General features: G+C 60.6%; 23 protein-coding genes and 1 pseudogene. 9 read left to right on the top strand and 15 right to left on the bottom strand.

The window, feature by feature from the left end; translation table 11 throughout:
* The first annotated feature begins 42 nt into the window (after positions 1 to 42).
* The 3 genes from ACQY1L_RS18075 to ACQY1L_RS18065 all read left to right on the top strand — a co-directional run bounded on the left by ACQY1L_RS18075 (position 43) and on the right by ACQY1L_RS18065 (position 3503).
* A complete protein-coding gene (locus ACQY1L_RS18075) occupies positions 43 to 1128 on the top strand; it encodes an extracellular solute-binding protein (RefSeq protein WP_430245338.1) in 1086 nt (361 codons plus the stop codon).
* A gap of 74 nt (positions 1129 to 1202) precedes the next feature.
* Positions 1203 to 2639: an NAD-dependent succinate-semialdehyde dehydrogenase gene (locus ACQY1L_RS18070; RefSeq protein WP_430245336.1), complete on the top strand. Its 1437-nt coding sequence runs from the start codon at positions 1203 to 1205 to the stop codon at positions 2637 to 2639.
* Positions 2640 to 2759: 120 nt separating this feature from the next.
* On the top strand, positions 2760 to 3503 hold the full coding sequence (locus ACQY1L_RS18065; RefSeq protein ID WP_430245334.1) for an IclR family transcriptional regulator: 744 nt from the start codon (positions 2760 to 2762) through the stop codon (positions 3501 to 3503).
* A gap of 204 nt (positions 3504 to 3707) precedes the next feature.
* Here ACQY1L_RS18065 and ACQY1L_RS18060 read toward each other — a convergent pair whose 3' ends face one another.
* Together ACQY1L_RS18060 and ACQY1L_RS18055 are read right to left on the bottom strand one after the other, a co-directional pair.
* The gene (locus tag ACQY1L_RS18060; RefSeq protein WP_430245332.1) at positions 3708 to 4439 is read right to left on the bottom strand and encodes an enoyl-CoA hydratase/isomerase family protein; all 732 of its coding nucleotides are present in this window, start codon (positions 4437 to 4439) and stop codon (positions 3708 to 3710) included.
* A gap of 31 nt (positions 4440 to 4470) precedes the next feature.
* Positions 4471 to 5223: an IclR family transcriptional regulator gene (locus ACQY1L_RS18055; RefSeq protein ID WP_430245330.1), complete on the bottom strand. Its 753-nt coding sequence runs from the start codon at positions 5221 to 5223 to the stop codon at positions 4471 to 4473.
* A 249-nt stretch (positions 5224 to 5472) separates the two neighbouring features.
* On the opposite strand from ACQY1L_RS18055, the gene ACQY1L_RS18050 reads away from it, so the two are divergent.
* Together ACQY1L_RS18050 and ACQY1L_RS18045 are read left to right on the top strand one after the other, a co-directional pair.
* Positions 5473 to 6651, top strand: coding sequence for a CaiB/BaiF CoA transferase family protein (locus ACQY1L_RS18050; RefSeq protein WP_430245328.1), 1179 nt, complete (start codon positions 5473 to 5475; stop codon positions 6649 to 6651).
* Positions 6651 to 7232, top strand: a complete 582-nt coding sequence (locus ACQY1L_RS18045; protein WP_430245327.1) for a cysteine dioxygenase — start codon at positions 6651 to 6653, stop codon at positions 7230 to 7232. The genes ACQY1L_RS18050 and ACQY1L_RS18045 overlap by 1 nt, the downstream gene beginning before the upstream one ends.
* 54 nt (positions 7233 to 7286) lie before the next feature.
* On the opposite strand, the gene glpD is transcribed toward ACQY1L_RS18045, so the two are convergent.
* The 9 genes from glpD to ACQY1L_RS18000 all read right to left on the bottom strand — a co-directional run bounded on the left by glpD (position 7287) and on the right by ACQY1L_RS18000 (position 17538).
* Positions 7287 to 8810, bottom strand: a complete 1524-nt coding sequence (gene glpD / locus ACQY1L_RS18040) for a glycerol-3-phosphate dehydrogenase (RefSeq protein ID WP_430245325.1) — start codon at positions 8808 to 8810, stop codon at positions 7287 to 7289.
* Between the two features lie 67 nt (positions 8811 to 8877).
* The gene (locus tag ACQY1L_RS18035; protein WP_430245323.1) at positions 8878 to 9936 is read right to left on the bottom strand and encodes a 2-hydroxyacid dehydrogenase; all 1059 of its coding nucleotides are present in this window, start codon (positions 9934 to 9936) and stop codon (positions 8878 to 8880) included.
* Between the two features lie 47 nt (positions 9937 to 9983).
* Positions 9984 to 11003: an ABC transporter ATP-binding protein gene (locus ACQY1L_RS18030; RefSeq protein WP_430245321.1), complete on the bottom strand. Its 1020-nt coding sequence runs from the start codon at positions 11001 to 11003 to the stop codon at positions 9984 to 9986.
* On the bottom strand, positions 11000 to 12055 hold the full coding sequence (locus tag ACQY1L_RS18025) for an ABC transporter ATP-binding protein (protein ID WP_430245319.1): 1056 nt from the start codon (positions 12053 to 12055) through the stop codon (positions 11000 to 11002). Before ACQY1L_RS18025 ends, ACQY1L_RS18030 begins: the two co-directional genes overlap by 4 nt.
* 9 nt (positions 12056 to 12064) lie before the next feature.
* On the bottom strand, positions 12065 to 12934 hold the full coding sequence (locus ACQY1L_RS18020; RefSeq protein WP_430245317.1) for an ABC transporter permease: 870 nt from the start codon (positions 12932 to 12934) through the stop codon (positions 12065 to 12067).
* A complete protein-coding gene (locus ACQY1L_RS18015) occupies positions 12931 to 13890 on the bottom strand; it encodes an ABC transporter permease (RefSeq protein ID WP_430245315.1) in 960 nt (319 codons plus the stop codon). Before ACQY1L_RS18015 ends, ACQY1L_RS18020 begins: the two co-directional genes overlap by 4 nt.
* Before the next feature lie 60 nt (positions 13891 to 13950).
* Positions 13951 to 15516, bottom strand: a complete 1566-nt coding sequence (locus ACQY1L_RS18010) for an ABC transporter substrate-binding protein (RefSeq protein ID WP_430246061.1) — start codon at positions 15514 to 15516, stop codon at positions 13951 to 13953.
* Between the two features lie 108 nt (positions 15517 to 15624).
* Positions 15625 to 16806 (bottom strand): mandelate racemase/muconate lactonizing enzyme family protein, encoded by a 1182-nt coding sequence (locus ACQY1L_RS18005; RefSeq protein WP_430245313.1) that lies wholly within the window; start codon positions 16804 to 16806, stop codon positions 15625 to 15627.
* Positions 16807 to 16812: 6 nt separating this feature from the next.
* Positions 16813 to 17538: a GntR family transcriptional regulator gene (locus tag ACQY1L_RS18000; RefSeq protein WP_430245311.1), complete on the bottom strand. Its 726-nt coding sequence runs from the start codon at positions 17536 to 17538 to the stop codon at positions 16813 to 16815.
* A gap of 156 nt (positions 17539 to 17694) precedes the next feature.
* Here ACQY1L_RS18000 and ACQY1L_RS17995 point away from each other — a divergent pair, with 156 nt between their 5' ends.
* Positions 17695 to 18633 (top strand): NAD(P)-dependent oxidoreductase, encoded by a 939-nt coding sequence (locus ACQY1L_RS17995; RefSeq protein ID WP_430262099.1) that lies wholly within the window; start codon positions 17695 to 17697, stop codon positions 18631 to 18633.
* Positions 18634 to 18709: 76 nt separating this feature from the next.
* On the opposite strand, the gene ACQY1L_RS17990 is transcribed toward ACQY1L_RS17995, so the two are convergent.
* Both ACQY1L_RS17990 and ACQY1L_RS17985 read right to left on the bottom strand, forming a co-directional pair.
* Positions 18710 to 19378, bottom strand: coding sequence for an isochorismatase family protein (locus tag ACQY1L_RS17990; RefSeq protein ID WP_430245308.1), 669 nt, complete (start codon positions 19376 to 19378; stop codon positions 18710 to 18712).
* 127 nt (positions 19379 to 19505) lie between these two features.
* Positions 19506 to 20111, bottom strand: a complete 606-nt coding sequence (locus ACQY1L_RS17985) for a VOC family protein (RefSeq protein ID WP_430246059.1) — start codon at positions 20109 to 20111, stop codon at positions 19506 to 19508.
* 28 nt (positions 20112 to 20139) lie between these two features.
* Between ACQY1L_RS17985 and ACQY1L_RS17980 the strand changes: the two genes are divergently transcribed.
* Complete coding sequence (locus ACQY1L_RS17980; protein WP_430245306.1) at positions 20140 to 20496, top strand: hypothetical protein; 357 nt, start codon at positions 20140 to 20142, stop codon at positions 20494 to 20496.
* Between the two features lie 18 nt (positions 20497 to 20514).
* Positions 20515 to 20901: pseudogene (locus ACQY1L_RS17975) on the top strand (transporter); the annotation flags it as partial.
* 22 nt (positions 20902 to 20923) lie between these two features.
* Here ACQY1L_RS17975 and ACQY1L_RS17970 read toward each other — a convergent pair.
* A complete protein-coding gene (locus tag ACQY1L_RS17970) occupies positions 20924 to 21706 on the bottom strand; it encodes an NAD(P)H-dependent oxidoreductase (protein ID WP_430245302.1) in 783 nt (260 codons plus the stop codon).
* Positions 21707 to 21925: 219 nt separating this feature from the next.
* Between ACQY1L_RS17970 and ACQY1L_RS17965 the strand changes: the two genes are divergently transcribed.
* A complete protein-coding gene (locus ACQY1L_RS17965) occupies positions 21926 to 22825 on the top strand; it encodes a LysR family transcriptional regulator (protein ID WP_430245300.1) in 900 nt (299 codons plus the stop codon).
* A gap of 416 nt (positions 22826 to 23241) precedes the next feature.
* On the opposite strand, the gene ACQY1L_RS17960 is transcribed toward ACQY1L_RS17965, so the two are convergent.
* On the bottom strand, positions 23242 to 23874 hold the full coding sequence (locus ACQY1L_RS17960) for a class I SAM-dependent methyltransferase (RefSeq protein WP_430245298.1): 633 nt from the start codon (positions 23872 to 23874) through the stop codon (positions 23242 to 23244).
* Between the last annotated feature and the right edge of the window lie 40 nt (positions 23875 to 23914).

Here is a 23914-nt window from a genome sequence, read left to right as displayed (position 1 = left end):
CGATCTCGAGAGGAGGAAACCAACATGCTGAGGAGACATGTCATGGGAGTATTGAAGGCAAGCGTAGCAACCGGATTGCTGGCAACGGCAATCACTTTTGGCGGCATTTCGGGAGCGGCCGCCCAGAGCAAGGAAGTCATCATGCAGGATCCCGGCGGCGCTTATGGCGAAGCCCTGCGCAAGATCATGTACGACCCCTTCGAGAAGGAAACCGGCATCAAGGTTGTCACCGTGCAGGAGGCGCGCAGCGGCCCGAAGATCAAGGCGCAGGGCGCCACCGGCAAGGCCGGCTGGGACCTGACCTTCATCTTCGATCAGGAAACCAAGCTGCTGGGTGATTGCTGCCTGCTTGATATCGACTACAGCAAGCTGTCCGAAAGCGCCCAGAAGACGCTGGCCACCATGCCGGACAATCTGAAGCGCAAGAAAGGCGTGGCGCTGCAGGTCATCGGCGTCGCCATGGCCTACAACACGGAAAAATACGCCGACGCAAAGCCGAACAACTGGGCGGATTTCTGGGACGTGAAGGAGTTTCCCGGCAAACGTTGCATGCCAGGCTGGTCGCGTTTCGTGTTCGAAGCGGCGCTGATGGCGGATGGCGTGCCGAAGGACAAGCTCTATCCGGTGGATATGGACCGGGCGCTGAAGAAGATCGCCGAGATCAAGCCAAACGTCAGCAAATGGTGGACGACGGCCGCTCAAGCGCCACAACTGATGCTCGATGGTGAGGCCGACATGTGCATGGCCTATGCCGGACGCATCAACAATCTCGTCGTGGTCGAAGGCGCGCCGGTTGACATGACCTGGAACCAGGGTTTCATCTATTACGACTTCTTCTCGATCCCGAATGGCTCGCCCAATCCGGAAAACGCACTGAAACTGCTGTCCTACCGGCTTGATGCCGACCGCGCCGCGGCGCTTTCCACCGCCTATCCGGTGCCGGTTCCCTCGCAGCTGGTCTACGAGGCCGCCGATCCGAAAATCAGCCGCCTGTGGGCCAACAACCCCGACAACGTCAAGCAGGCAGTCGAGTGGAGCGCCGATTATTGGGGTGCTCCGTCGCCTGACGGCAAGTCCACCAATGAGGAATACGCCCAGGAGAAGCTGAACGCGCTTCTGGCCCAATAACCTCGTCGGAGGCCGCGGCCCAAGTCGCGGCCTTCTCTTTTCAACACCTTCCCGAACGGAAATCCGGTATTCCCATGCAGACCTATCCTGACGTCCTGCTCTTCATCAACGGCGAGTGGCGCCATGCGCTGAAGGGCGAAACCCTTCCCGTCGCCGACCCGGCCACCGAAGAAGTCATCGGCAACATTGCCCGCGCCCGTAAAGAGGATCTCGACCTTGCTCTCGAGGCCGCCGAAAAGGGTTTCAGGATCTGGCGCGACACCTCGCCCTTCGAACGCTCGAAGATCATGCGCAAGGCTGCCGACATCCTGCGCGAGCGCGCCGACCGCATCGCCTTCCTGATGACCCGGGAACAGGGCAAGCCGCTCGCCCAGTCCAGGGCCGAGGTGTTGAGCGGTGCCGACATCATCGACTGGTTTGCCGAGGAAGCCCGACGCACCTATGGTCAGATCATTCCGGCCCGCATCAGCGGTGTATCGCAGATGGCGATCAAGCTGCCGGTCGGCCCGGTCGCCGCTTTCACGCCGTGGAATTTCCCGATCAACCAGGTCGTGCGCAAATTGTCTGCCGCAGTCGCCACCGGATGCTCGATCATCGTCAAGGCGCCGCACGAGACGCCGGCCTCGCCTGCCGAACTGATCCGCGCCTTTGCCGATGCCGGCATTCCGGCCGGCGTCGTCAATCTGGTCAACGGCAAATCGTCGGAAATCTCCGAATACCTGATCCCGCACCCGGTCATCCGCAAGATTTCCTTCACAGGCTCTACCCCGATCGGCAAACATCTGGCAGCCCTGGCCGGCCAGCACATGAAGCGGGCAACGATGGAGCTTGGCGGCCACGCCCCGGTTCTGGTGTTCGACGATTGCGATATCGACAAGGCGATCGAGGTCTCCGCCGCCTCGAAGTTCCGCAACGCCGGGCAGGTCTGCGTCGCGCCGACCCGGTTTCTGGTTCAGGATGGCGTTGCCGACCAGTTCCTCGACGGCATGGTCAAGGCGGCGCAGGCGATCAAGGTCGGCAATGGTTTTGATGCCGATACTCAGATGGGACCGCTGGCCAACGAACGCCGCATGACGGCGATCCAGACGATGATCAACGATGCCGTGTCTCGCGGTGCGGAACTCAGGACCGGCGGCCGCCGAATCGGCAACAAGGGCCATTTCTTCGAACCCACCGTCCTTGCCAACGTGCCCGTCAGCGCCGAGATCATGAATGACGAGCCGTTTGGCCCGGTCGCCATAGTCAACCGTTTCTCGGATTATGATGAGGCCATCACGGAGGCCAACCGCCTGCCCTTCGGCCTTGCATCCTATGCCTTCACCGGCTCGGTCAAGACGGCGCATGATCTAAGCCGGCAGATGGAGGCCGGTATGCTCAGCATCAACCATAACGGCCTTGCTCTGCCGGAAGTGCCGTTCGGTGGCATCAAGGACAGCGGCTACGGTACCGAGGGCGGCTCCGAGGCTACGCAGGCCTATCTCGAAACCCGCTTCGTCAGCCAGCTGAGCTAGTGACCGGCGCTCCGGGCAATCGGCTCCGGAGCGCACCCTCGCTCGGGGCTTTATATGAGATGCCTTCGTAACGGAATGGCGATACAATGCGAGCCTGGTTTAGAAAGCAGTGCGCAGGTTATGGATAAGGCATTCGTCAAAGGGTTGCGGCTTCTGGAAACGCTGGCCAATAGCGACTGTCCGCGCAGCGTCACCGATCTTTCGGTGGAGCTGGAGCTGACCAAGAGCAATGTCCACCGCATGCTGACGACGTTGACCGATCAGGGATATGTGCGCCAGCTGCCGCGTTACAGCACTTATGAGCTGACCACCAAGATCTGGCAGCTTGGCAGCAATGTCATCCGGCGGATGGACGTCACCTCGCTTGCCCGCCCCGCCATGCTGAAACTGGCGGAGAAGACCGGCGAAACAATTCACCTTTCGGTTCTGGAAGACACCGATGTGGTCTACCTCGACAAGATCGAAGGCGCCCACCACATTCGCGCCCATACCAGCGTCGGCTCGCGGGCCCCAGCCTGGACAGTGGCGACCGGGAAGGCGATGCTGGCGGAGCTGCCCGACGTCTATCTCGAAAGGTTCGAGCCGCTCATCAAACCCTACACGCCCTCATCGAAAAAGAGCCTTGCCGAACTGTTGAACGATATCAAGCTGGTGCGCCAGCAGGGATATGCCGCCGTCTATCACGGCGAGTGGCGCGAAGGCATCTCCGCCTGCGCCTGCGCCATCACCGACCGAGCCGGAGAACTTGTGGGTGCGATCGGCATGTCGGGTCCGGATTCGCGCCTGAAGCGCAAGCAGATCAAGGAATTCTCCGGCGACGTGATCGAGGCTGCAAGGACGATCCGGCTGGCACTCGGCGGGTGAGATTTTTGGCGGGGAAGCTGCCGTCCTTGCTGACCTCGCCCGACGCAAATTGCCCTCTCAGTCTCAAGGCAACATTAGCGTCGTAGTTATTTCTCCAAAATTTGGCGCTGATTAGCACCGATGCTGTCGCGCCTTGCGCGTATCAGCAACATCCGGAGCCCATGTTCCAAGGTGAATGAGCCACCACCCCTGAACGGCCCCCTCTCAGGCAGCCCTCACCTTGTCCCGATAACTCCTGATTCGCTCCCGAACCCCGGCCCGACTTGCGGAGCGCACAAGATTGGCAAGATCGCTGTCATAGTCCGCGGCATCGGTTGCCGCATGAAGCGCCCGCACCGTGTCCGCCTCCAGCCGGTGGCCGGCGAGGCCGATTGCCGATAACAGCCCCTCCAGCCCATCCGCCGCAACCAGATCCGTTGCCAGTCCCTGCGCCAGAGCCACGGTGTCGGTCAGCGTCAAACCGCCCGTCAGGCAGGCCCGCGCATGATCGCGCCCGATCCGCCCGGCAAGCCGCGACGTCCCAAGTACCAGCCCGAAGGCTGCGCCCGGGAAGGCAAAACTCGCGCCGTCCAGCGCAATCCGACGGTCGCAGCTGGCAAACAGATCGGCACCTGCGCCAAAACACCGCCCCTTGCCGATCGCCACCGTCATCACAGGCGAAGAATGCACTTTCTGCAGCAGTTTTTCGATTTCCACGAACCGCAAAAGCAGGCTCGCATCCGTCTCGCTGTCCAGCGTCGAGAGGTCGAAACCGGTACAAAAGTGTTTTCCTTGCCCCTCCAGCACGATCACCCGCGCCCCCTTGTCCAGGCACCGGTCGAAACCGGCGCTGAGATCGGCAACGATCTCCGAACTCAGTGCATTGCCCTTGGCGGCCCGATCGACGATTAGATGATGCCGCCCCTCCCTTTCGAGCACCGATACGCTCGCAGACATTTGGCCTCCGCCCGCAGTCACAACTGCCATGTTAAATTCCTCTCCCGCTTCCTCCGACCGATCGCGATACGGCCTGCGCCGCCTCCACGACCATCGCCCCCCATGACTTGATCTCGCGCGGCTTGAACCGCGTGCCAGGCCCGGAAATGCCGATCGCTCCGACTACCCGGCCCGTCGCGTCCGAAATCGCCGACGCGATGCCGAACACGCCGTCGCGCCATTCTCCCCGATTCACCGCATAACCCTGCTTGCGAATGGTAGAAAATTCCGCCGCCAGGGCATCGGAATCGGTGATCGTCTGGTCGGTGAAGGCGGTTAGTGGTTGCGGCAGGCGCAGGCTCTCGGGCGGCAGTTGCGCCAGCATCGCCTTGCCGGTCGCCACGCACCAGGCCGGTGCGCGACCGCCGACGCTGGTATAGGAGCGGATCGGCTGCAGGCTCTCGATCTTGTCCATATAGACCACCTCGGCCATGTCCAGCACCGAGAGATGGACGGATTCACCGGTCAGTTCGGCAAGCTGGGTCATGCGCGGACGGGCAATCTTGGCCAGATTGAAGCGCGAGCCGACCTTGAGCCCGATCTCCCAGACCTTGGACGACAGTTCGTAGCTGGCATTGGCATCGTCGCGGCGGACGTAACCGGTCGCCACAAGCGTCGTCAGCAGCCGGTGGACGTTGCTCTTGGTCAGATCCAGTTCGCGCGCAAGGCTGGTCACGCCGCGTGGCTCGTCACTCTTGGCAAGAAGCTCGATCAGGGTGAGGCCCTTGACGAAAGTCGTATCCATAAGCGCCTTTCAAACGGAAAATTCATGCCGGATTAACCGCGATACCGGTCCAACATCCGATCCGCTGTTTCTTTTAATAGAATATGCCACCGCAAATGTCACGCTCCGCGCGCCGCTGAAGGCGCACGTTTTTATGGACAAACGGCCTCATCTAATCTCTAATAGACAATATTCGATACGACGTATCACTATTTGGAACATTTGGAGCTGCAGTCAGATTAGATCGCGCTCCGCGGGAGGAGAGCCTGGATGAGCGGACGTGAACTGCCGTTAGTTGGCATCAAAGTGATAGAATTCTGCCAGGTCGCGGCCGGCCCCTTCTGCGCCATGCTGCTGGCAGATTTCGGTGCAGACGTGATCAAGATCGAGAATGTCGCCGGCGGCGACGGCATGCGCAAATGGCCGCCGATCAACAATGGCTATAGCGAGAATTTCGCCTCTCTCAACCGCAACAAACGGTCGCTGGCGCTGGATCTGAAGAGCCCTGAAGGCAAGGAAATCGCGCTGAAACTGTGCTCCGAGGCGGATGTCGTGGTTGAGAACAACCGGCCCGGCGTCATGGATCGGCTTGGGCTGGGCTATAGCCAGCTCAGTCAAATCAACCCGGCTCTCGTCTACGCCTCGATTTCCGGTTTCGGCCAGACCGGACCGCGCGCCTTCGAAGGTGGGTTCGATGTGACGATCCAGGCCATGGCCGGCGTCATCAGCGTTACCGGCGAAGAGGGCGGCGGCCCGGTCAAATGCGGCGTGCCGATCAGCGACTTTTCGACCGGACTTTATGCCGCCTTTTCGATTTCCAGCGCGCTGCGGCAGGCAGGCATCGATGGAAAGGGCCGGTTCATCGACATTTCCCTGCTTGGCGCTACCTTGGGCGTTGCGGCCCTGCAGACTTCGGAATATTTTGGAACGGGAGATTCGCCGAGAAAAATGGGAGCTGCGCATCCGCGCAACGCGCCTTACGAAGCGTTCAAATCCGGCGACGGACATTTTGTCATGGCAGCAGGAAACGACAAGCTCTGGCGGTCCGTCTGCGAGATCGTCGGACAGGGCGATCTGCTCCTCGATCCGCGATTCGCGACCAACAGCGACCGGGCGATCCATCAGGTCGAGTTGCGCATCCTGCTGGAGCAGGTCTTCGCCACAGGCTCTTCGGCCGAGTGGCTGGAAAAGTTCCGTGCCGCGGGAGTTCCCTGCGCTCCGATCAACGATTATGCAGCGGCGCTTTCCGACCCGCAGGTCGAGGCAATGGGCTGGATCCAGAACATCGACCTGCCTGGCGGCGTCACCGCCCGCACCTTCGGTTCGCCGGTCAGGCTGGATGGCGAAACGCTGAAGATCCGCCAGAACCCTCCGGCGCTCGGCGAACATAACGCCGAGATCATCGCTTCGCTGGAGCCTGCCATGCAGCCAAAAGAAAAGGTGGCGTGATGAGCATCAAGACCTTCAGGGACTTCGTGACGAATCTGACCGAGCTTGCCGACCGCGATCCCGACGAGGCTGTGATGCTGCAGGCGGCTCACCCGCTGATGGAGGACTTGCTGCGCGCCGACCAGTGGCTGCCGGACATGTATGCCCAGCCCAATCCGGATCGCTACAGCCAGTATCTGCTGCATTGCGACCCGAAAGAGCGCTTCTCGATCGTCAGTTTCGTCTGGGGCCCGGGACAGGAAACGCCGATTCACGACCACACGGTCTGGGGCCTGCTGGGCGTGCTGCGCGGTTCGGAAATCTCGCAGCGTTACGAACAGGAAGCCGGCGCCATGCACAAGGTCGGCGAGCTGGAATATCTCGAAAGCGGCCAGATCGACATGGTCTCGCCGACGATCGGCGATATCCACCAGGTCCGCAACGGCCTGAAGACCAGGCCGTCGGTGTCGATCCACGTCTATGGCGGCAATATCGGCCGCATCAACCGTCATGCCTTCAAGAATGACGGCAGCCAGAACTCCTTTGTCAGCGGCTACAGCTCTGAAACCGTGCCGAACATCTGGATGGCCGACAAGCCATAACGGCGAGGCCGACGATCGGCCCGCCCCTCTTCATCCGGTAGCGGGATAAGCGCCTCAGGCGACCGGAGCCGGCCCGCGCGCCTCGGCATGATCGCGCAGATATTCAGCGAGGGCCTGAACCTCTTCGGCCACCAGGTGCAGACCAAGCTTGGTCCGCCGCCAGAGAATATCCTCGGCCTTGAAGGCCCACTCCTTGGCCATCAACCAGCGAACCTCGCATTCGTATAGATCGGCCCCGAAATGCCGGCCGAGGTCGGCCATGCTGCCGGCCCCCGTCAGGATCTGACGGACATCGGTGCCGTAAAGCCGCAGCAATCGCCTCGAATGGGCAGCCGTCAGGAACGGATAGGTCTTGCGCAGATCGACAAGCGCATCGGAAAATCCGGTTGCCGGAAAATCACCGCCCGGAAGGTGCGAGGACGCCGTCCACGGCTTGCCCTTTTCACCGATCCCTGCGGAAATCTTCTGCAGCGCATGTTCGGCAAGGCGGCGATAGGTGGTCAGCTTGCCGCCGAACACATGCAACACAGGCGCTTCGCCTAGCTGCTCTTCCAGTTTCAGGACGTAATCGCGGGTTGCCTCCTGCGCCGCCGTTGCGCCATCGTCGAACAGCGGCCGGACGCCGGAATAGGTCCAGACGATATCCGCAGGCGTCACCGGCTCCTTGAAATATTCGCTCGAAGCCTTGCAGAGATAATCCACCTCGTTATCGCTGATCGCGACTTTGGCCGGGTCGCCCTGATAATCGCGGTCGGTCGTGCCGATCAGGGTAAACTCGCCCTCATAGGGAATAGCGAAGATGATCCGTCCGTCCGGATTCTGGAAAAACAGCGCCCGCTCATCCTCGAACTTGCGGCGGATGACGATATGGCTACCCTGCACCAGCCGGACATTGCGGGCGTCGTTGCGCCCCAGTGCCTGGCCGAGGACCTTGTCGACCCAGGGGCCTGCAGCATTCACCAGCATCCGCGCCCTATGAATGGCCCTTGCTCCGTTTGCCTCGACCTCGATCCGCCAGAGATCGTTTTCGCGGTGAGCGGAGATGACGCGGGTACGGCTGAGAATGGCAGCGCCCCGGGCCTGTGCGTCACGGGCATTGAGGACCACAAGCCGCGCATCGTCCACCCAGCCATCGGAATATTCGAACGCCTTGGAAAAGATCGGCTTCAGCGGTTTGCCAAGCGGATCGCGCCGCATGTCGATCGACCGTGTCGGCGGAAGCAGCTTTCGACCGCCGATATGGTCGTAGAGGAAAAGCCCCAGCCGGATTAGCCATGCCGGCCGAACACCGCCTTTGTGGTAGGGCAGCACGAAGCGCATCGGCCGGATGATGTGCGGCGCCATCGCCCACAGGATCTCGCGTTCCATCAGCGCCTCGCGCACCAGCCGGAACTCGTAATGTTCGAGGTAGCGCAGCCCGCCATGGATAAGCTTCGTTGCCGCAGACGACGTGCCGGCGGCAAAGTCCGTCATTTCGGCCAGAGCCACCGAATAGCCGCGCCCTGCCGCATCACGGGCGATGCCGCAACCATTGATGCCGCCACCGATGATGAAGAGGTCGTAGATCGGATCGCTCACTGCTATTACCCTGTAATCACCGTTACGGCGTACCCCCAATGGCACGCCGTCTGTCTTGGAGGGACTGTTAATTGCACGGGTACCGAAGCGCCTCTTTGTCGAGGAACCTTCGCACATCACCGGCAATTTGGGAGGCCGCCTTGCGGATGGTAAAGCGCGAGGCGCCGGCAATATGCGGTGACAGCGTCACGTTCTGCAGCTTTAGTAGCGGCCAGTCCGCCGGTGGCGGCTCCTTTTCGAACGTGTCGAGGGCGCAACCACGCAGCTTGCCGGACGTCAGCGCCTCATAAAGCGCGTTGTAGTCGACCAGCGGCCCACGCGCGGTGTTTACGAAATAACTGCCGTCCCTCATCAGCGCGAACTTTTCGGCGCTCATCATGCCCCGGGTCTCTGCCGTGACACGCGGATGCAATGTCACCACATCGCTTTCTGCCAGAAGGGTATCGAGATCGGCAGTCGTCACGCCATCGTCGGCATCTTCACGGGTCAGTTGCTTATAGGGATCGCAGACGATGATCTTGCATCCGAATGGCTTCAGCATCTTGACGACGCGGCTGCCGACTTCGCCGTAACCGATCACGCCCACCGTCATCTCGCACAGTTCGCGACCGGTGATTTCCTCATGATACAGATCGCCGCGGTACTCGCCGTTCATCAGCGCCACATGGCCGCGGGTGAGATTACGGATTTCCGCCAGCATCGACGCCATCGCGAATTCAGCTACCGCCGACGCATTGCGACCTGGCGAATTTGACACCTTGACGCCGAAGTCCTTGGCTGCCGCCATGTCGATATTGATCGGCCCGCCGCGCGAGACGGCGATGAACTTCAGGTCCGGCGAGGCCTCGAACGTATCGCGGATGATGGGCGCCAGATGGCAGATCAGGATCTCGCAACCGCTGATGAAATCGTAGAACTGTTCCGGGCGTCCGACAAATTCGCCGATCGGCAGCGTCGGATCGACCTTGGTGATGTTGCGCTCGATCGGCCAGCCGAGTTCCATCGTCTCGATCGTGAATGCCCGGCCGGGCATCTCGCTCTCAAGCGCCTCCTTGAAATAGGAGGGTTTCATGAAGCCGTCGCCGATGATCCCGACACGGATCGGATTAGCGTTGTTATTATCCATTGTGTATTCCCTTCCCTTTCATTTCAAAACCGTAACCGTCGCACCGCTCACGCCGGCTCGCCCACGTTGCTGCGCTCCGGCATGAGACCCGCCATCGGCGGCCCCGAAACATCGTCGCGCCAGCAGGCCTTCAGATGCCCCGGCGAGACTTCGACCAGCGGCGGCACGCCCTGTCCGCACATCGGCAGCGCGTGCGGACAGCGGGTCCGGAACACGCAGCCGGAGGGCGGCGACAGTGGTGAGGGAATGTCTCCCTCCAGCATCTGGCGCTTGCTGGCAGCGCCGACATCGACCGACGGGATGGCCGACAAGAGAGCTCGCGTATAAGGATGACGGGCATCCGAATGCAGCCTGTCGCCCGGCGCAATTTCCATGATCCGGCCGAGATAGAGCACGATGATCCGATCGCAGATATATTCGACCACGCCGAGATCATGGGTGATGAACAGCATGCTGAGGCCGAGCTTGATCTGCAGGTCGCGCATCAGGTTGATGATCTGCGCCTGGATCGACACATCGAGCGCCGAGACCGGCTCGTCGGCCACGATCAGCTCCGGTTTCAGGGTCAGCGCCCGGGCGATGCCGATACGCTGCCGCTGGCCGCCGGAAAACTCGTGGGCGTAACGCTCCATCACGTCGGGCGAAAGTTCGACCACCTGCAGGGCCTCGGCCGCGGTCTGCATGCGCTCGGCACGGGTACCGATCTTCTGCAGGCTCATGCCTTCGGTGAGGATTTCACCGATCGTCATGCGCGGCGAAAGGCTGGCGAACGGGCTCTGGAAAATATACTGCATCCGCCGCCGTTGCAGCTGCATTTGTTTCTGCTTCATGCCGATAAGATTGACGCCATCGAACAAAACCTGGCCGCTGGTCGGCTCCACCAGCCGCAGAACCGATCGCCCGATCGTCGTCTTGCCGCTGCCGGATTCACCAACCAGGCCGATCACTTCGCCCTTGGCGAGATCGAAGGATACATCATTCAGCGCCCGCACGACCTGTTTGCTGCCAGGCACGGAGAAATGTTTTGTCAGGCCTCTGACCGAGAGCAAGGGGTTCATCTTGGTCATAATTCCTTCCACCGTATGCAGCGGCTGATATTACCTTCGTCGGTCACTTCGAGCGGCGGCACCTGCGCGCGGCAAGCGTCGATCGCCAGCGGACATCGCGGCGCGAATGGACAGCCCTGCGGACGGTTGGCAATGCTCGGCACCGAGCCGCTGATGGTCGGCAGATGTTTGCCTTCGCGTCTCAGCGCCAGCGCTTCGCCTTCCCGCGCCACGCAGGCCAGAAGCCCCGCCGTATAAGGATGGCGCGGGTGCGCGAACACCTGATCGACGCGACCGTATTCGACCACGTAGCCGGAATACATCACCGCGACTCGATGGGCGATCTGCGCGACGACGGCAAAGTTATGGGTGACGAACAGCATCGCCATCTGCCGCTCGCGCTGCAGCGATTGCATCAGGTCGAGGATCTGCGCCTGCGTCGTCACGTCGAGCGCCGTGGTCGGCTCATCGGCGATCAGCATCACCGGATCGCAGGCCAGCGCCATGGCGATCGTCGCGCGCTGGCTCATGCCGCCGGAAAACTCGTGCGGATATTGCAGGGCGCGGCGCGGCGCGTCGGGAATGCCCACATGCGCCAGAAGCTCCTCCGCCCGCTTCCAGGCGGCACGGCTCGACAGGCCCATATGCACCCGGATCGGTTCGGCAATCTGCTCGCCCACCCTTTGCACCGGGTTGAGGCTGGAGGACGGCTCCTGAAACACGATGCCGATGTCCCGGCCGCGGATCGAGCGCATCACCCGCGGCGAGGCCGTGGCAAGATCATGGAAATTGCCGTCCTTGGAGCGAAAGCGGATCTTCGATCCCTGCCCGGTCTTCAAGGTCTTGGGCAGAAGCTGAAGCACCGACAAGCTGGTCAGCGACTTGCCCGATCCGGACTCTCCCACCAGCGCCAATGTCTCGCCAGGGCGGATCGAGAAGTTCACGTCGTTGATCGCCTTCAGTGCGCCGGTCTTGCCGGCCAGATCGATGGAGAGATCCTCCACCCGCAGTACCGCATCGTCCTGCGCCTCGTTTGCCAGCATGTCGGATGGCCGGATTTGTTCGATGATCATGGACATCTCCTATTCCGCCCGGGGATCAAAGGCGTCGCGCAAGCCGTCGCCGACCAGGTTGATCGCGATCACGGTGAGCACGATGGCACAACCGGGGAAAAGCCATTGCCAGGGGTAATTCTGGAGCACCACGGTGCTGCGCGCGGCGTTGAGCATGTTGCCCCAGCTTGCAGCCGGTGGCGGCACGCCGAGACCAAGAAAGGACAAGCCGGCTTCGAGCAGGATCGCATTGGCCACCTGCAGCATGGCGTAGACGACGATGATATCGAGCGTGTTCGGCAGGCCGTGCCGCATCACCAGATGCCATGTCCCAGCACCTGCCCCCCGGGCATAGACCACGAAGTCGCGTTCGCGCAGTTCCAGCAGGCGGGAGCGCACGAGCCGGGCAAGGATCGGCCAGGACAAAAGCGAGATCACCATAATCGTCGAGCCGATGCCGGCGCCGGTGATCGAGGCCAGCACCAGAAGCAGGATGACCGGCGGCAAGGTCATGGCCAGATCGACGATGCGCATGATGATACTGTCAGTCCATTTGCCGCCGAGCGGCGCCGCGGCGCCGATCAGGAAGCCGGCAATGGTGGAGATCACCGTCGATACGAAGGCGACGAGCAGCGAGATCCGCCCGCCTTCCAGCACACGCGCCAACACATCGCGGCCAAGACCATCGGTGCCGAGCAGATGTGTCAGGCTCGGCGCCTTGTTGATCGACATGAGGTCGATCGTATTCGGATTGAAGCCGAACAGCGGCATCACCAGCACGGCGAGCACGACGCCGAGCACCAGGACCAATCCGAAGATCGACGACGTGCGGCCAAGAAAGCGGCCGGCTGCGCGGGCCGTCGGGCCATTGGAACGGATGGGAAAAGCAAAAGCCATCATGCCACCTTTACGCGGGGATCGATCGACCGGTAGGCCAGATCCGTGACGATGTTCATGAAGATCACCCAGGCGCCGATCACCAGCGTCGCCCCCATGACGACCGGGTAATCGCGAAGCTCGACCGCATTGACCAGCAGCAGGCCCATGCCCGGCCAGTTGAAGACGCTCTCGATGAAGATCGCGCCGCCAACGGCAAGCCCGAGCGTCGAGCCGATCAGCGTCACCACTGGCAGAAGCGCATTGCTGACCACATGCCGGCGGATGATTCGCCACTCGCTGAGGCCCTTGGCACGGGCGGTGCGGACGAAATCCTGATTGATGACTTCCAGCACGGAGGAGCGCATGTAGCTCATCACCAAGGCCGTCTGGTAGAAGGCCAGCAGCAGGGCCGGCAGGATCAGATGGTCCAGCAAATCGGCCATGCTGAACGGCGTTGCCGGGGTCAGCATGCCGCCGGCGGGCGACCAGCCGAGCACCATGGAAAACACGTAGAGACCGATCAGCGCCGTCAGAAACGCCGGACTGGAGACGCCGACCGACCCGAACAGCATCAAAAGCCGGTCGATGATCGATCCACGGAAGACCGCCGCCAGAACCCCGAAACAGACACCCGCGACGATGGCGATCACGAAACCGGTCAGCATCAACAGCAGGGTCGGGCCGATCCGCTGTCCGATCAGTCGCACCACCGGCTCGCCGTTTCGTTGCAGCGAGCGCCCGAGATCGCCCTGCACCGTGGCACCCAGCCAGGCGACATATTGCACCGGCAAGGGTTTATCGAGCCCGAACCGCGCCCTCAGCTTTTCCATGTCCTCCTGCGACATCGACACCATCGGGTCGACATAGGCATCGACCGGATCGCCCGGCGCCAGCCGCAACAGGCCAAACACGAGCATGCTGAGTGCCACGACCAGCATGATCCCTGTCAGAAGCCGTCTGGCGATAAAACCTGCCATGATTTCTCCTCCTGGGCACGGGCGAGCCTTAGCCCACCCGCGCCGAATTCCGGATTGGGTTTAGTTCGCCACGTCCCAGAGCTCCGGATGGCTCTCGTAAGGTCCACCGCCCGGTGCCGGGATCCAGGTGAAATCCTTCAGCTTGGTCGATGCGACGCCGTAACGCTGGGTGACCCAGAGCGTCGCCCACGGCACTTCGCTGTTCATCGCCTTGCAGACATCTTGGAAGTTCTTCTCGAAATTGCCGGTATCCGGATCGGACAAAGCTTTGTCGAAAGCGGCGGTGACCGGAGGAATATCGGCCCGGTAATAATTGGCACCATTCGGCGGGATCTGCGCCGCGTTGAGACCAATATTCAGATTGCTCGGGTCTGGACCATTGGTCAGGCCGGCAAATACCAGCGAGAAGGATTTGAAGTCGGGCTTCTGGGCATAGATGGTCGAGTTATAGGTGCCCGAGTCGGCCACTCGCGGCACGACATTGATCCCGACTTGACCTAGCATTGCCTGCATCGCGCCCATGACATTGTCGGAAAGCGGCGTGTTGTAATAGGTCAGCATCGGGATCGGCGCGGAACCGTTGATCTTGTCCCAGACGGCTTCAGCCAGCAGTTCCTTTGCCTTTTCCGGGCTGTATTCGTAAGGGTTGAGATCTCCCGGCACGAAACGATCGGCAACGTAACCGCAATTGGCAAGCTTTGCCTTGCCGCCATAAAGGCTGTCGACGATCGTCTTGCGGTCGATCGCATACATCACCGCCTGGCGGACGCGGGTGTCCTTCCAGATCGTGTCACCGAAGTTGAAGCCGAGATAATTGACGACATAGGAATCGCCCGGGATGACGGTGTAGTTGGTGTCCTTCTCGAAGCTCGCGACGTCGTCGGATTCGATATAGGACGTCTGGATCTCACCCGACTTCAAAGCGGCAACAGCACCGGCCGTGGTCTTGAAATATCGGTTCACCAGCCGGTCGAGCTTCGGTGCACCGCGGTAATAATCCTTGAAGGCGGCGTATTCGACATACTGGTCGGTGACGTATGTCTTGAACTGGAAGGCGCCGGTGCCGACCGGCTCCTTGGTCCAGTATTCGTTGCGCGGCAGCGTGTCCGGCTTGAACGAAGCAAGCTTGTGCTCCGGCAGCATCATCACCTTGGTCAGCGTGTCGAGCTGCGATACGTTGGGCTTCGACAGGTGCAGGACAACCGTCTGGTCGTCCGGCGTATCGATGCTGCTGATCGCGCCGAGCCGGGCTGCATAGACCGACCCGGATTCCTTGTTGGACGCCAGCGTCAGCGTGAACTTCACATCCTTGGAGGTGAACGGCTGGCCGTCATGCCACTTGGCATTCGGCACCAGCTTGAACGTGTAGGTCAGTTGGTCGGGGCTGATCTCGTAGCTCTGCGCGAGCTTGCCGACGACGTTCTGCAGCGCCTTGTCGTAGACGACCAGCGGTTCATAGGCGAGCGTCATCGCCATATAGCCGGTGGTCGCCATCAGCGGGTTGAAGTTGCCAGGAAATCCGCCCGGGCCGACGTCGAAACCGCCGGTCAGCGTCTTGTCGGCGGCAAAGGCCGTGGTGGCCATCGGCACCATGGCCACACCGATTGCGATCGACGCGGCAGTCATTTTCAATGTCTTCAGCAGCACGATAGTTTCCTCCCTTGTGCGCTCAACTTTTCACAATCCCGACCGTCCTCACGCGGCCGGAATTGCGCCTCCTCGGATGTCTTATGCTTATGCCTTCATGACCATGTTCGGAGATTTGTAGACGACCGCATCGTTGAGACCGATGCCGAGCCCCGGGGTTTCCGGAACAGTGAAGGTTCCCCGCTCCGGCTGCAGATCCACATCGCAGAGTTCGATATTCCAGGATTTCTGCGCGTAGGTATGGTGCTCGTGGATGGTGAAGTTCGGAATCACCGTTTCCAGATGCAGGGCTGCCGCCGTCGAGATCGGGCTGCCGCAGACATGCGCCTGCACGCCGACATCATACATATGGGCGTAATCGCAGACCTTCTTTGCTTCCGTCAGGCCACCCGTCAGGCCGATATCCGGCTGGATGACGTCAAGGCTCTGGTCTTCGAGATAGGGCCTCAAGCCTGAGCGCGTATAGATGCGTTCCCCGCCGGCTATCGGGATGCGGGTACCGCGCGCTACCTTGTCGTGCAGACGGGAATTCTGGTAGTTCACCGGCTCTTCGTAATAGAAGATGTCCAGGTGTTCGCAGGCACGTGCGACCTGCAGCGCCGAGGTGACGCTGGTGGCGCCATGCACTTCGAGAATGATGTCCACATCGCTGCCGATTGCATCACGAATGGCCTCGAGACGCTCCACATACATGCGGATCTGCTTCGGCTGGAACATCCGGGTCAGGTCGTAGTGACGCTTGCCACCGGCGTCGAACATCAGCGGATCGACCTTGACGCAGGTGTAGCCTTCGGCAACGGCGCGAAGAGCCGCATCCGCATAGTCCTTCGGATCGGTCATGCTTTCGACCTTCTCCTGCCCCCAGCCGAACTGCAGCTGGCTGGCATAGGAGCGCAGCGTCGGATTGGTCTTGCCGCCCAGCAGCTTGTAGACCGGGAGTCCGGCAGCCTTGCCCTTGATGTCCCAGCAGGCCATGTCGATGGCGCTGATGCCGGCGAACACGACGGCACCGCCACCGAGACCCCAGAAGGATTCGCGGTACATCCGTTCCCACAACAACTCGTTCGACATCGGGTCGGCGCCCATGGCGAACGACTCGACCAGGTTCTTGACCATATGCGCCGCCGCACTGCGGCCAATACCATAAGCCATGGCCGCTTCGCCGACGCCCGTCAGACCTTCATCCGTCTCCAGTCGCAACAGCACCGGGTGCCATGGCGGCCGCTTGGGGCATTCGATGTCGAAAATTTCGGCCTTCACGATTTTCATGCGTAGTTACCTCTCCCGTTCGGCTTGCGCCGTCCTTAACTCCCGGAACCTGGCGGAAAACAGCTCCGTCTCCCTCCCATGCGTTTGCACGATCTGGCGTGCGACGAGCCATGAGCTCATCAGGTGCTGCTCCAGCACCGCGCCAAGACCTGCACCATCACGCTGCCGCAGCAATTCCACGATCTGCCGATGCTCCTCCTCAGAGCTTTCCCAGCGATCAGTGGTGGTGACGCCCAGACGGTTGAAATAATTGTAGACCGTCATGCGCAGTGAAATATTCGCGTAATAGTCGATCAGCATCGGATTGCCGCTCAGTGCCACGATCGTCTTGTGAAACAGACGGTTGGTCGCCCACCAGTCGTTCGGATTGTTATCCAAACGCAGCGCATCCATCTTTTCGCAGAGGCCGGCCAGATGATCGACCTCGGCGCCGGTGACCCGCCCGACCGCCAGTTCGCCAGCCCGATATTCGAACATGCCGCGCACTTCGAGCATCGACTTGATGTCGGTATCGGTCAGCGTGGTGATGATCGCGCCGCGGTTCGGCGACATCTCGATCAGCTTCTCACCTACAAGGATCGACATCGCTTCACGCAGTGGCGTGCGGGTGATCCCCATCCGGTCCATGATCTCGCGCTCGTTCAGTTTCTGCCCGGGTAAAAGTACACCATTGGAAATGTGATCGCGGATCTGATCCGCAACGAGCCGGGAAAGTGGCTGGCGAATGTTCATGCTGAATTTCCTCCTGACGACCTTCATATACGAAAATTTCCTACTTCATATATTAAAAACTAAATCCCGTATATTTTTTCTGTTAAGAGCACTTCACGGAGGCGGCGAGGCCGGGTAAGGCAGCGCTGTGTGTATTGAATGAAACGGGAGGCATCAGTGGTGAATTTGGCAAATGGCTTGGGCGAGGAATTTGGCGCGCTGATTACCGAGCGGTTTCCACAGGTTGCGATCACCAATGTGGCTCAGAGCGAACCGTGGAAAATCCCGGCCGGAACCGAGGTGGCCTTTGTCGGCCCCGGCCCCGGCTGGCGCAATCCGCCAAAGGACCTGCCGGACCATTGGGGGGCGCTCAAATGGGTTCAGGCCGTCTCCGCCGGCGTCGATTTCTTTCCGAGCTGGCTTCTCTCAGTTCCGTTGGTCACCTGCGGCCGCGGACTGACCGCCGAGCCGATCGCCGAATACGTCATCTGCGCGATGCTGAACCACGAAAAGAACTTCCTCACCGCCCGCGTTCGCCGCGCAGAAGACTGGGGCATCCCGTCAATGGGGACATTGCACGGGCGTAAGCTCGGTCTGGTCGGCTATGGCGCGCTGGGCAAGGCAATCGCCCGGCTGGCAAAGGCTTTTGGGATGGAAATCGTCGTACTCAAGCGCTCGGGCGGCGAGACCTCCGCGGATTTCACCGCAGCGACGGACATCAAATCGCTGGTCGCAACCGTCGACCACCTCGTGCTCGCCGCGCCACTGACCGACAAGACCCGCGGCATGATCAACGCCGATGTACTGAACCACGCCAAAAAGGGCCTGCACCTGATCAACATCGCCCGCGGTGCGCAGATCGTCATCGAGGATCTCTATGCTGCTCTCGACGCAAGCCAGCTCTCGGGCGCCACGCTCGACGTGACCTCGCCGGAACCGCCCGTGCCAGGCGACCCGATCTACAGCCATCCGAAGATTTTCCTGACGCCCCACTGCTCATGGCGCGGTCGCGAAGACCTGCAGGTGCGCCAGGACGAACAGATGCTGGATAATATCCGCCGTTATTTGGCGACCGAACCGCTGAACGACATTATCGACGCGGTGCGCGGCTATTGATCGCCACGTCGGCCGTCTCTGAGTTAGCGCTCCAGCAGCAGTGTCTCTGGGCAAGTACCGCTGGTCAATAAGCCCCTCAACCGATTGGAGTTTCGGCACAGAAAGTCCGCTGAATGCCCGCATGACCGAGCTCCGTAAATTGGACAGATGCATAGTCCGGGACCGCTTCCGTCGGCTTTGCCTCGTAGTCGGGTAAAATGCGCAACGGAGTGCCTTGAGCGATTTCGTCGTTCACCATCAGCTTCTGAACGGGGCCCGCAGAATGTCCTTCCATCAGCGTTGACGAGATTGTGTTTCGGCGTGGAATATTCCACGCCGAAACACAGACGCCCGCCGCAGCCATCTGGTCGAGTGCCGTCGCCTCGGTCGAGCTGCTCAGTCCCCCGCAGCAATCGATCAGAACCGAAACTTCATATCCGGCACGTCGCGCATCGAGCGCTGTGTGCAGGATCGCAATTTCGCTGGAAACGCCGGCGAATAGTATCGTGTTGCGCCGATTGCTGGCGATTTGGTCACAGCATGGTGCGTCTGCCAGAACGCTGACCGTACTGCGGACAAGACAGCTGTGGGAGCGAAGTTCCTCAATCGCCACCGGTGCCTCTTCACCGAGGCGAACAAATGAGGCCGTCCCAGGTATCGCCAAATCACGGGCAATTTGCGTTAGGGCAGCCGCCGCACGCCTGATCGAATCTGGAGGATGCGTCACTGAAGAAACGACAATTGGCTGCGGCATTACAGCAAACAAGATTTGGACGTTGTCCGTTTCGGTACTGAGTACCTTGAACTTCGGAGGCGGGATCACGGTACGCCTTGCGCATAGAGGTATCCCCGTGGCACACTCTCCCCGGCTTTTTAAAGAAGATATTTACTCGTCACTCCTCGAACAGTTCTATGATTTCATCATTAGGACCCAGCACATGTGCAGCACGCACGACAAATGGTTGCTGGAAGGGTGGCCTGGCTTGCAGCTTTATATTTGTCGGCCCATCCCACACACCGCCTGATCCGTCTTCTATTGGGAACGGTTTGGCTCCTGCGGCCAGCGCCTTGGCGTAGGTTTCATCGAGACTGGATACACGCAGACCGATGTGATTGAAGCTAGACGAACGATCGTCGGGTGGAATTGCATCTTCAGGGGCAGGGATCAGCTCGAGGACTGCCCCATCTCCCATATCGAGATGTGCACCCTGAAGTGGGTTGCGGAAGTATACGGTTCTATCTTGCGTTGCTTCAACACCATCCCATCGAAACAGGAGGTCAAAGCCAAACGACTTCTCATAGAAATCGATTGCCTTGTCCATGTCGCGAACCCGAACATTGACATGGTGGAGACCGGAACCATGGAGAAGGTGAAGAGGCTTCATCACGTCCGAACCAGCAGCACCACCTTCAGCAACTACGGATGGCTTTTCACCGTCCTCCGCCTTGACCAAGATTGGACTGACGATCGCGGCGGCCGCGCCACCGTGGGCGATCATCTTCACTATATGTCGCCTCAGGAAATTCATGGCACATTCTCCATATGAAACAATGTTGTGTTCAACTGATCATCGTCAGTATCTCAATGCCTACGCGGCCAGACGCGATTTTGTTACAAAGCAAGTCTTTCCAGGCGCCAGCCAGAGCATTCGCGATGACCGCTCCGTCAATCTTCGACTGAACGGAAGTCTTATCGAACAGTTCATCGTTGCTAGTTGCGCACCTGATACGACATTGCTCGGTGGCAAGCCGAACTTCTCGGTCACCTACTTGTCCGCTCATACGAAGACATCGGCCGATGCAAGTATCAGATCAATTCGTGTAGGAATTTCCGATGAGCGCGCTGGTTTGAGCGATCTATACCCCACAGCGCAGATCTTCTGAAACTCCGGCACCAACAACTGGATGTCCGACGTAGCTGGGAGCATTCCGACAGGCTTCTACGATGCCAACAGGCTAGCCAATATCGGCATGGGCCATGCGGCGATCGATCTGGGCGGGGCGTGCAGCTATCTCGATCCTCAGACGGGATGGGAGTTTTCTGTGACTGCTGGCCTTACCAAAAATCTCGAGAACCCATCGACGGATTACACCAGCGGGATGGACGCACACGTCGATATGAGCATGGCAAAGCTCTTGACCGAGAAACTGTTCGTGGGTGTGGTCGGACACGCCTATGAGCAAACTTCGCCCCACAAGGGTCAGGCTCCCATCGTTGGCGACTTTAAGTCGAGCGCAATCGAGATTGGTCGGCAGCCCTGCCCGAACCCATCCGCCCGAGCCCGATAAATGATAGATTCATTCCATCTCCTTATGCGTCTCCCCGATCGGCTAAGTGCGCGGTGAGGCCAGTTTGGCCCGGAGCAACGTGTTGGGCCATGCTGTGGCGATCGGGGAAGTCGCCGCCGTTTTGCGATCGGAAGGCGATCGGCTTGTCGGTGAATAGCCCGGCGAGACGCACACGCCATGCTGCCTTGATCGCCTCCACTTCCTCCGCCGTAGAAACATGACCCGCGCCATAGACCGCGTGCGTCGGGAGCACGTCCATGCCGGGGTAGAACAGCGCGCCATGGGTTAGCGGGAACAGCAGTTGATCAAGCGGCCCGTTGATACCCCGCGGGCCATAATCGGCCGCTGGGCCGCCTGCCTGCACGTTGACCAGTGCTCGCTTGCCCTTGAGTATGCCCTCCCCAAAGCGGAACTGGTTGGAGCCATTCTGATAGCCGTAGGCAAAGCCGAAAGCATAGACCCGCTCTAGCCAGCCCTTTAAAATGGCGGGCACGCCGAACCACCATAGCGGGAATTGCAGGATCACAGCATCGGCCGCGAGCAGCTTCTGCTGCTCAGCGATCACGTCGTGCGTCTGATGCCCGCTTGCGTAAGCATGGCCCGATTCCATGATGAACGACAGCCGTTCGGGATTGTCACGGACTGGAAAGTCATCGGCATCGTAGACCGCCTTCCACTTCATGCCGTAAAGGTCCGAATGGACCACGGTGTGTCCCCCTGCCGACAACGTCTCGGCGGTCACGTCGACCAACTGCCGTGTCAGCGAAGTGGGCTCAGGGTGCGCGTAAACAATAAGAACTTTCATGATGATCTTTTCTGATAGTTGGGGGTGTCAGCATCCGACGACAATCTTGCCGAAACGGCCGTCGAGACCCTGCTGCGGATGAGCCTGAATAGCTTTCGTAAGCGAACTGGTCTTCGTGCCGTCGATTGAAGCGCCGCAGGACTTAGCCCGCTTTCAAGCAATGTAGTGCGGCAACTTCGGGTGTTGAAATCAAACGTTTTATGTGTCGTTATCCATACGATGGATACCAGAAACCTCGATCTCGGACTTCTCGTGACGCTTGAGGCACTGCTTGCGGAGCGCAACGTTACACACGCCGCGCGCCGGCTAAACCTCAGTCAGCCGGCCTTGTCGGCACGGCTGGCAAGACTTCGTGATGCACTTGGCGATCCGCTCCTGCTCCCGGGTCAGCGCGGAATGATCCTCACTCAGCGGGCACTCGAGCTGATGCAGCCACTGCACGAGGCACTGGAGGGTGTTCGCCGCGTCGTCGAGCAAGGAGCGACGATCAATCCGGAGACCCTGCGTGCGACCGTGGTGATCGCGGCGAGCGACTACGTGCAGTATGCGCTGCTGGCACGCTACTCGGTCGCCTTGCGTGCCGAGGCGCCGATGATCCGCATCGCCTGGCGGGGGTTAGACATGATGGCACTCACGACACAGTTGGAGCGTGGCGAGGTGGACCTGGCCTTGGGAACGCCCGAACAGGCGCCGGCTGCGATGCGCCAGCGCCAACTCTACGAGGAGGAGTATGTGGTCGTCGCGCGACAGGGGCATCCAGCCGTACGCGGTGTCCTTGATCTCGACTTGTTCTGCGCGTTGGACCACGTCGTCGTTTCACCTCAGGGCGGCGGCTTTGCCGGGCCTACCGATGCGGCTCTTGAGGCGATCGGCCGCCGTCGTACCGTCGCCTTGTCCACATCGGGCTTCCTGATCGTGCCGGAGATCGTGTCACGATCCGATATGATCGCGCTAATCCCACGCCGAATCGCAGACGGTTGGTCAGACCGGTTGCAGGTGCTGGAACCGCCGCTCCACATACCCGGATTTGCCATCGCCAGTATCTGGCACGAACGCACAACCAGCCATCAAGCACAAAGCTGGCTGCGCGACAGGCTCGCTGCGTTGGCACAAGGGTAGCCACCCTTCCCTCTTGTTCACCAACGACCGCAAGGTTGGGCGAGACCGTGACCGCCTCCATGCTTCTGGTCGCCGCATGGCAGCGTGCGTGGTGCCGAAGCGTGCTGACCGGCAATCAAATCGCCTCTTTCCGCGCCGTCACACAGGCGTGGCTGCGCCTGCCTGCAATGAGCGCGGCTGGAGTGTAGATAGAAGGAGCAGCCAGCGATAGCCGCCAGCGCTCAGCACGGCTCCGCCGGGCACATTGCCGAGGCTGCGCCGATATCGGCAGGGCCGAACTCACGCCCGAATTGATCGGCCACCGAAGCCATTGGCCCATGCCCAAGCGATGGATCTAGCCGCTTTCACGATCACCGCGGCTATCGCCTTGAACGGATCTGAACCGACGGCAGACTTGAGATTGGCGCCGGCCCTTGTCATGGCTTCACAAACCGATAGGCGAAGCGATCGGTCATGCCCTTGATCGAAGGATCGAACACCTTGATCGAGTGCTGATCGTCGCTGTTCGCGAGCATGGTACTATCCGCGTCAAGGATGAAGCCGGCTGCCTCGACCTCTTCGCGAAGGGAAGCAGGTTCAATCCGATGCAGCGACTGGGTGTCCGTCGTGCCTGAGCCGACGGCGGCGGCGTGATCGACGATGACGTAGGACCCGCCGGACTTCAGCTGTTCGTAGACGGCTCGATTGAATTTGGCCGCCGTCGCGCCCCCGGCCTGGATCAGCGCGGTGTGGAGGTCGTGATAGAACAGGTGCAGCCACACGAGATCCGCTGGCTGCGTGACCTCCGGCATATTCACAAGGTCCGACGAGATGACTTCGACGTTCTCTCGGCCCGGTTCCTCCGCAAGCGCCTGCATGCGGCCGACCGGATCGTTTTTGAAGTGGGCGACTTCGGAAGGCACGAAGCTGTAAACCCGCCCTTCGCGTCCCACGACGTCGGAGAAGAGACGAGTCCAATCGCCTTCGCCTGGGTAAACGTCGATGACGGTGGAGCCCGCATCGACACGTGCGAACCGCGTCAACTCGGATAGCTTGGATTGATCGTACATGGGAAATCTCCTTTACAGTTGAGGGCATCGGACACGCGGC

Origin of the sequence: Neorhizobium sp. DAR64862/K0K3, from assembly GCF_050500185.1 — a bacterium.
Lineage (GTDB): Bacteria > Pseudomonadota > Alphaproteobacteria > Rhizobiales > Rhizobiaceae > Neorhizobium > Neorhizobium soli.
The sequence above is the reverse complement of the archived record's forward strand: the minus strand, read 5'-3'. Positions and strand labels throughout refer to the sequence as shown.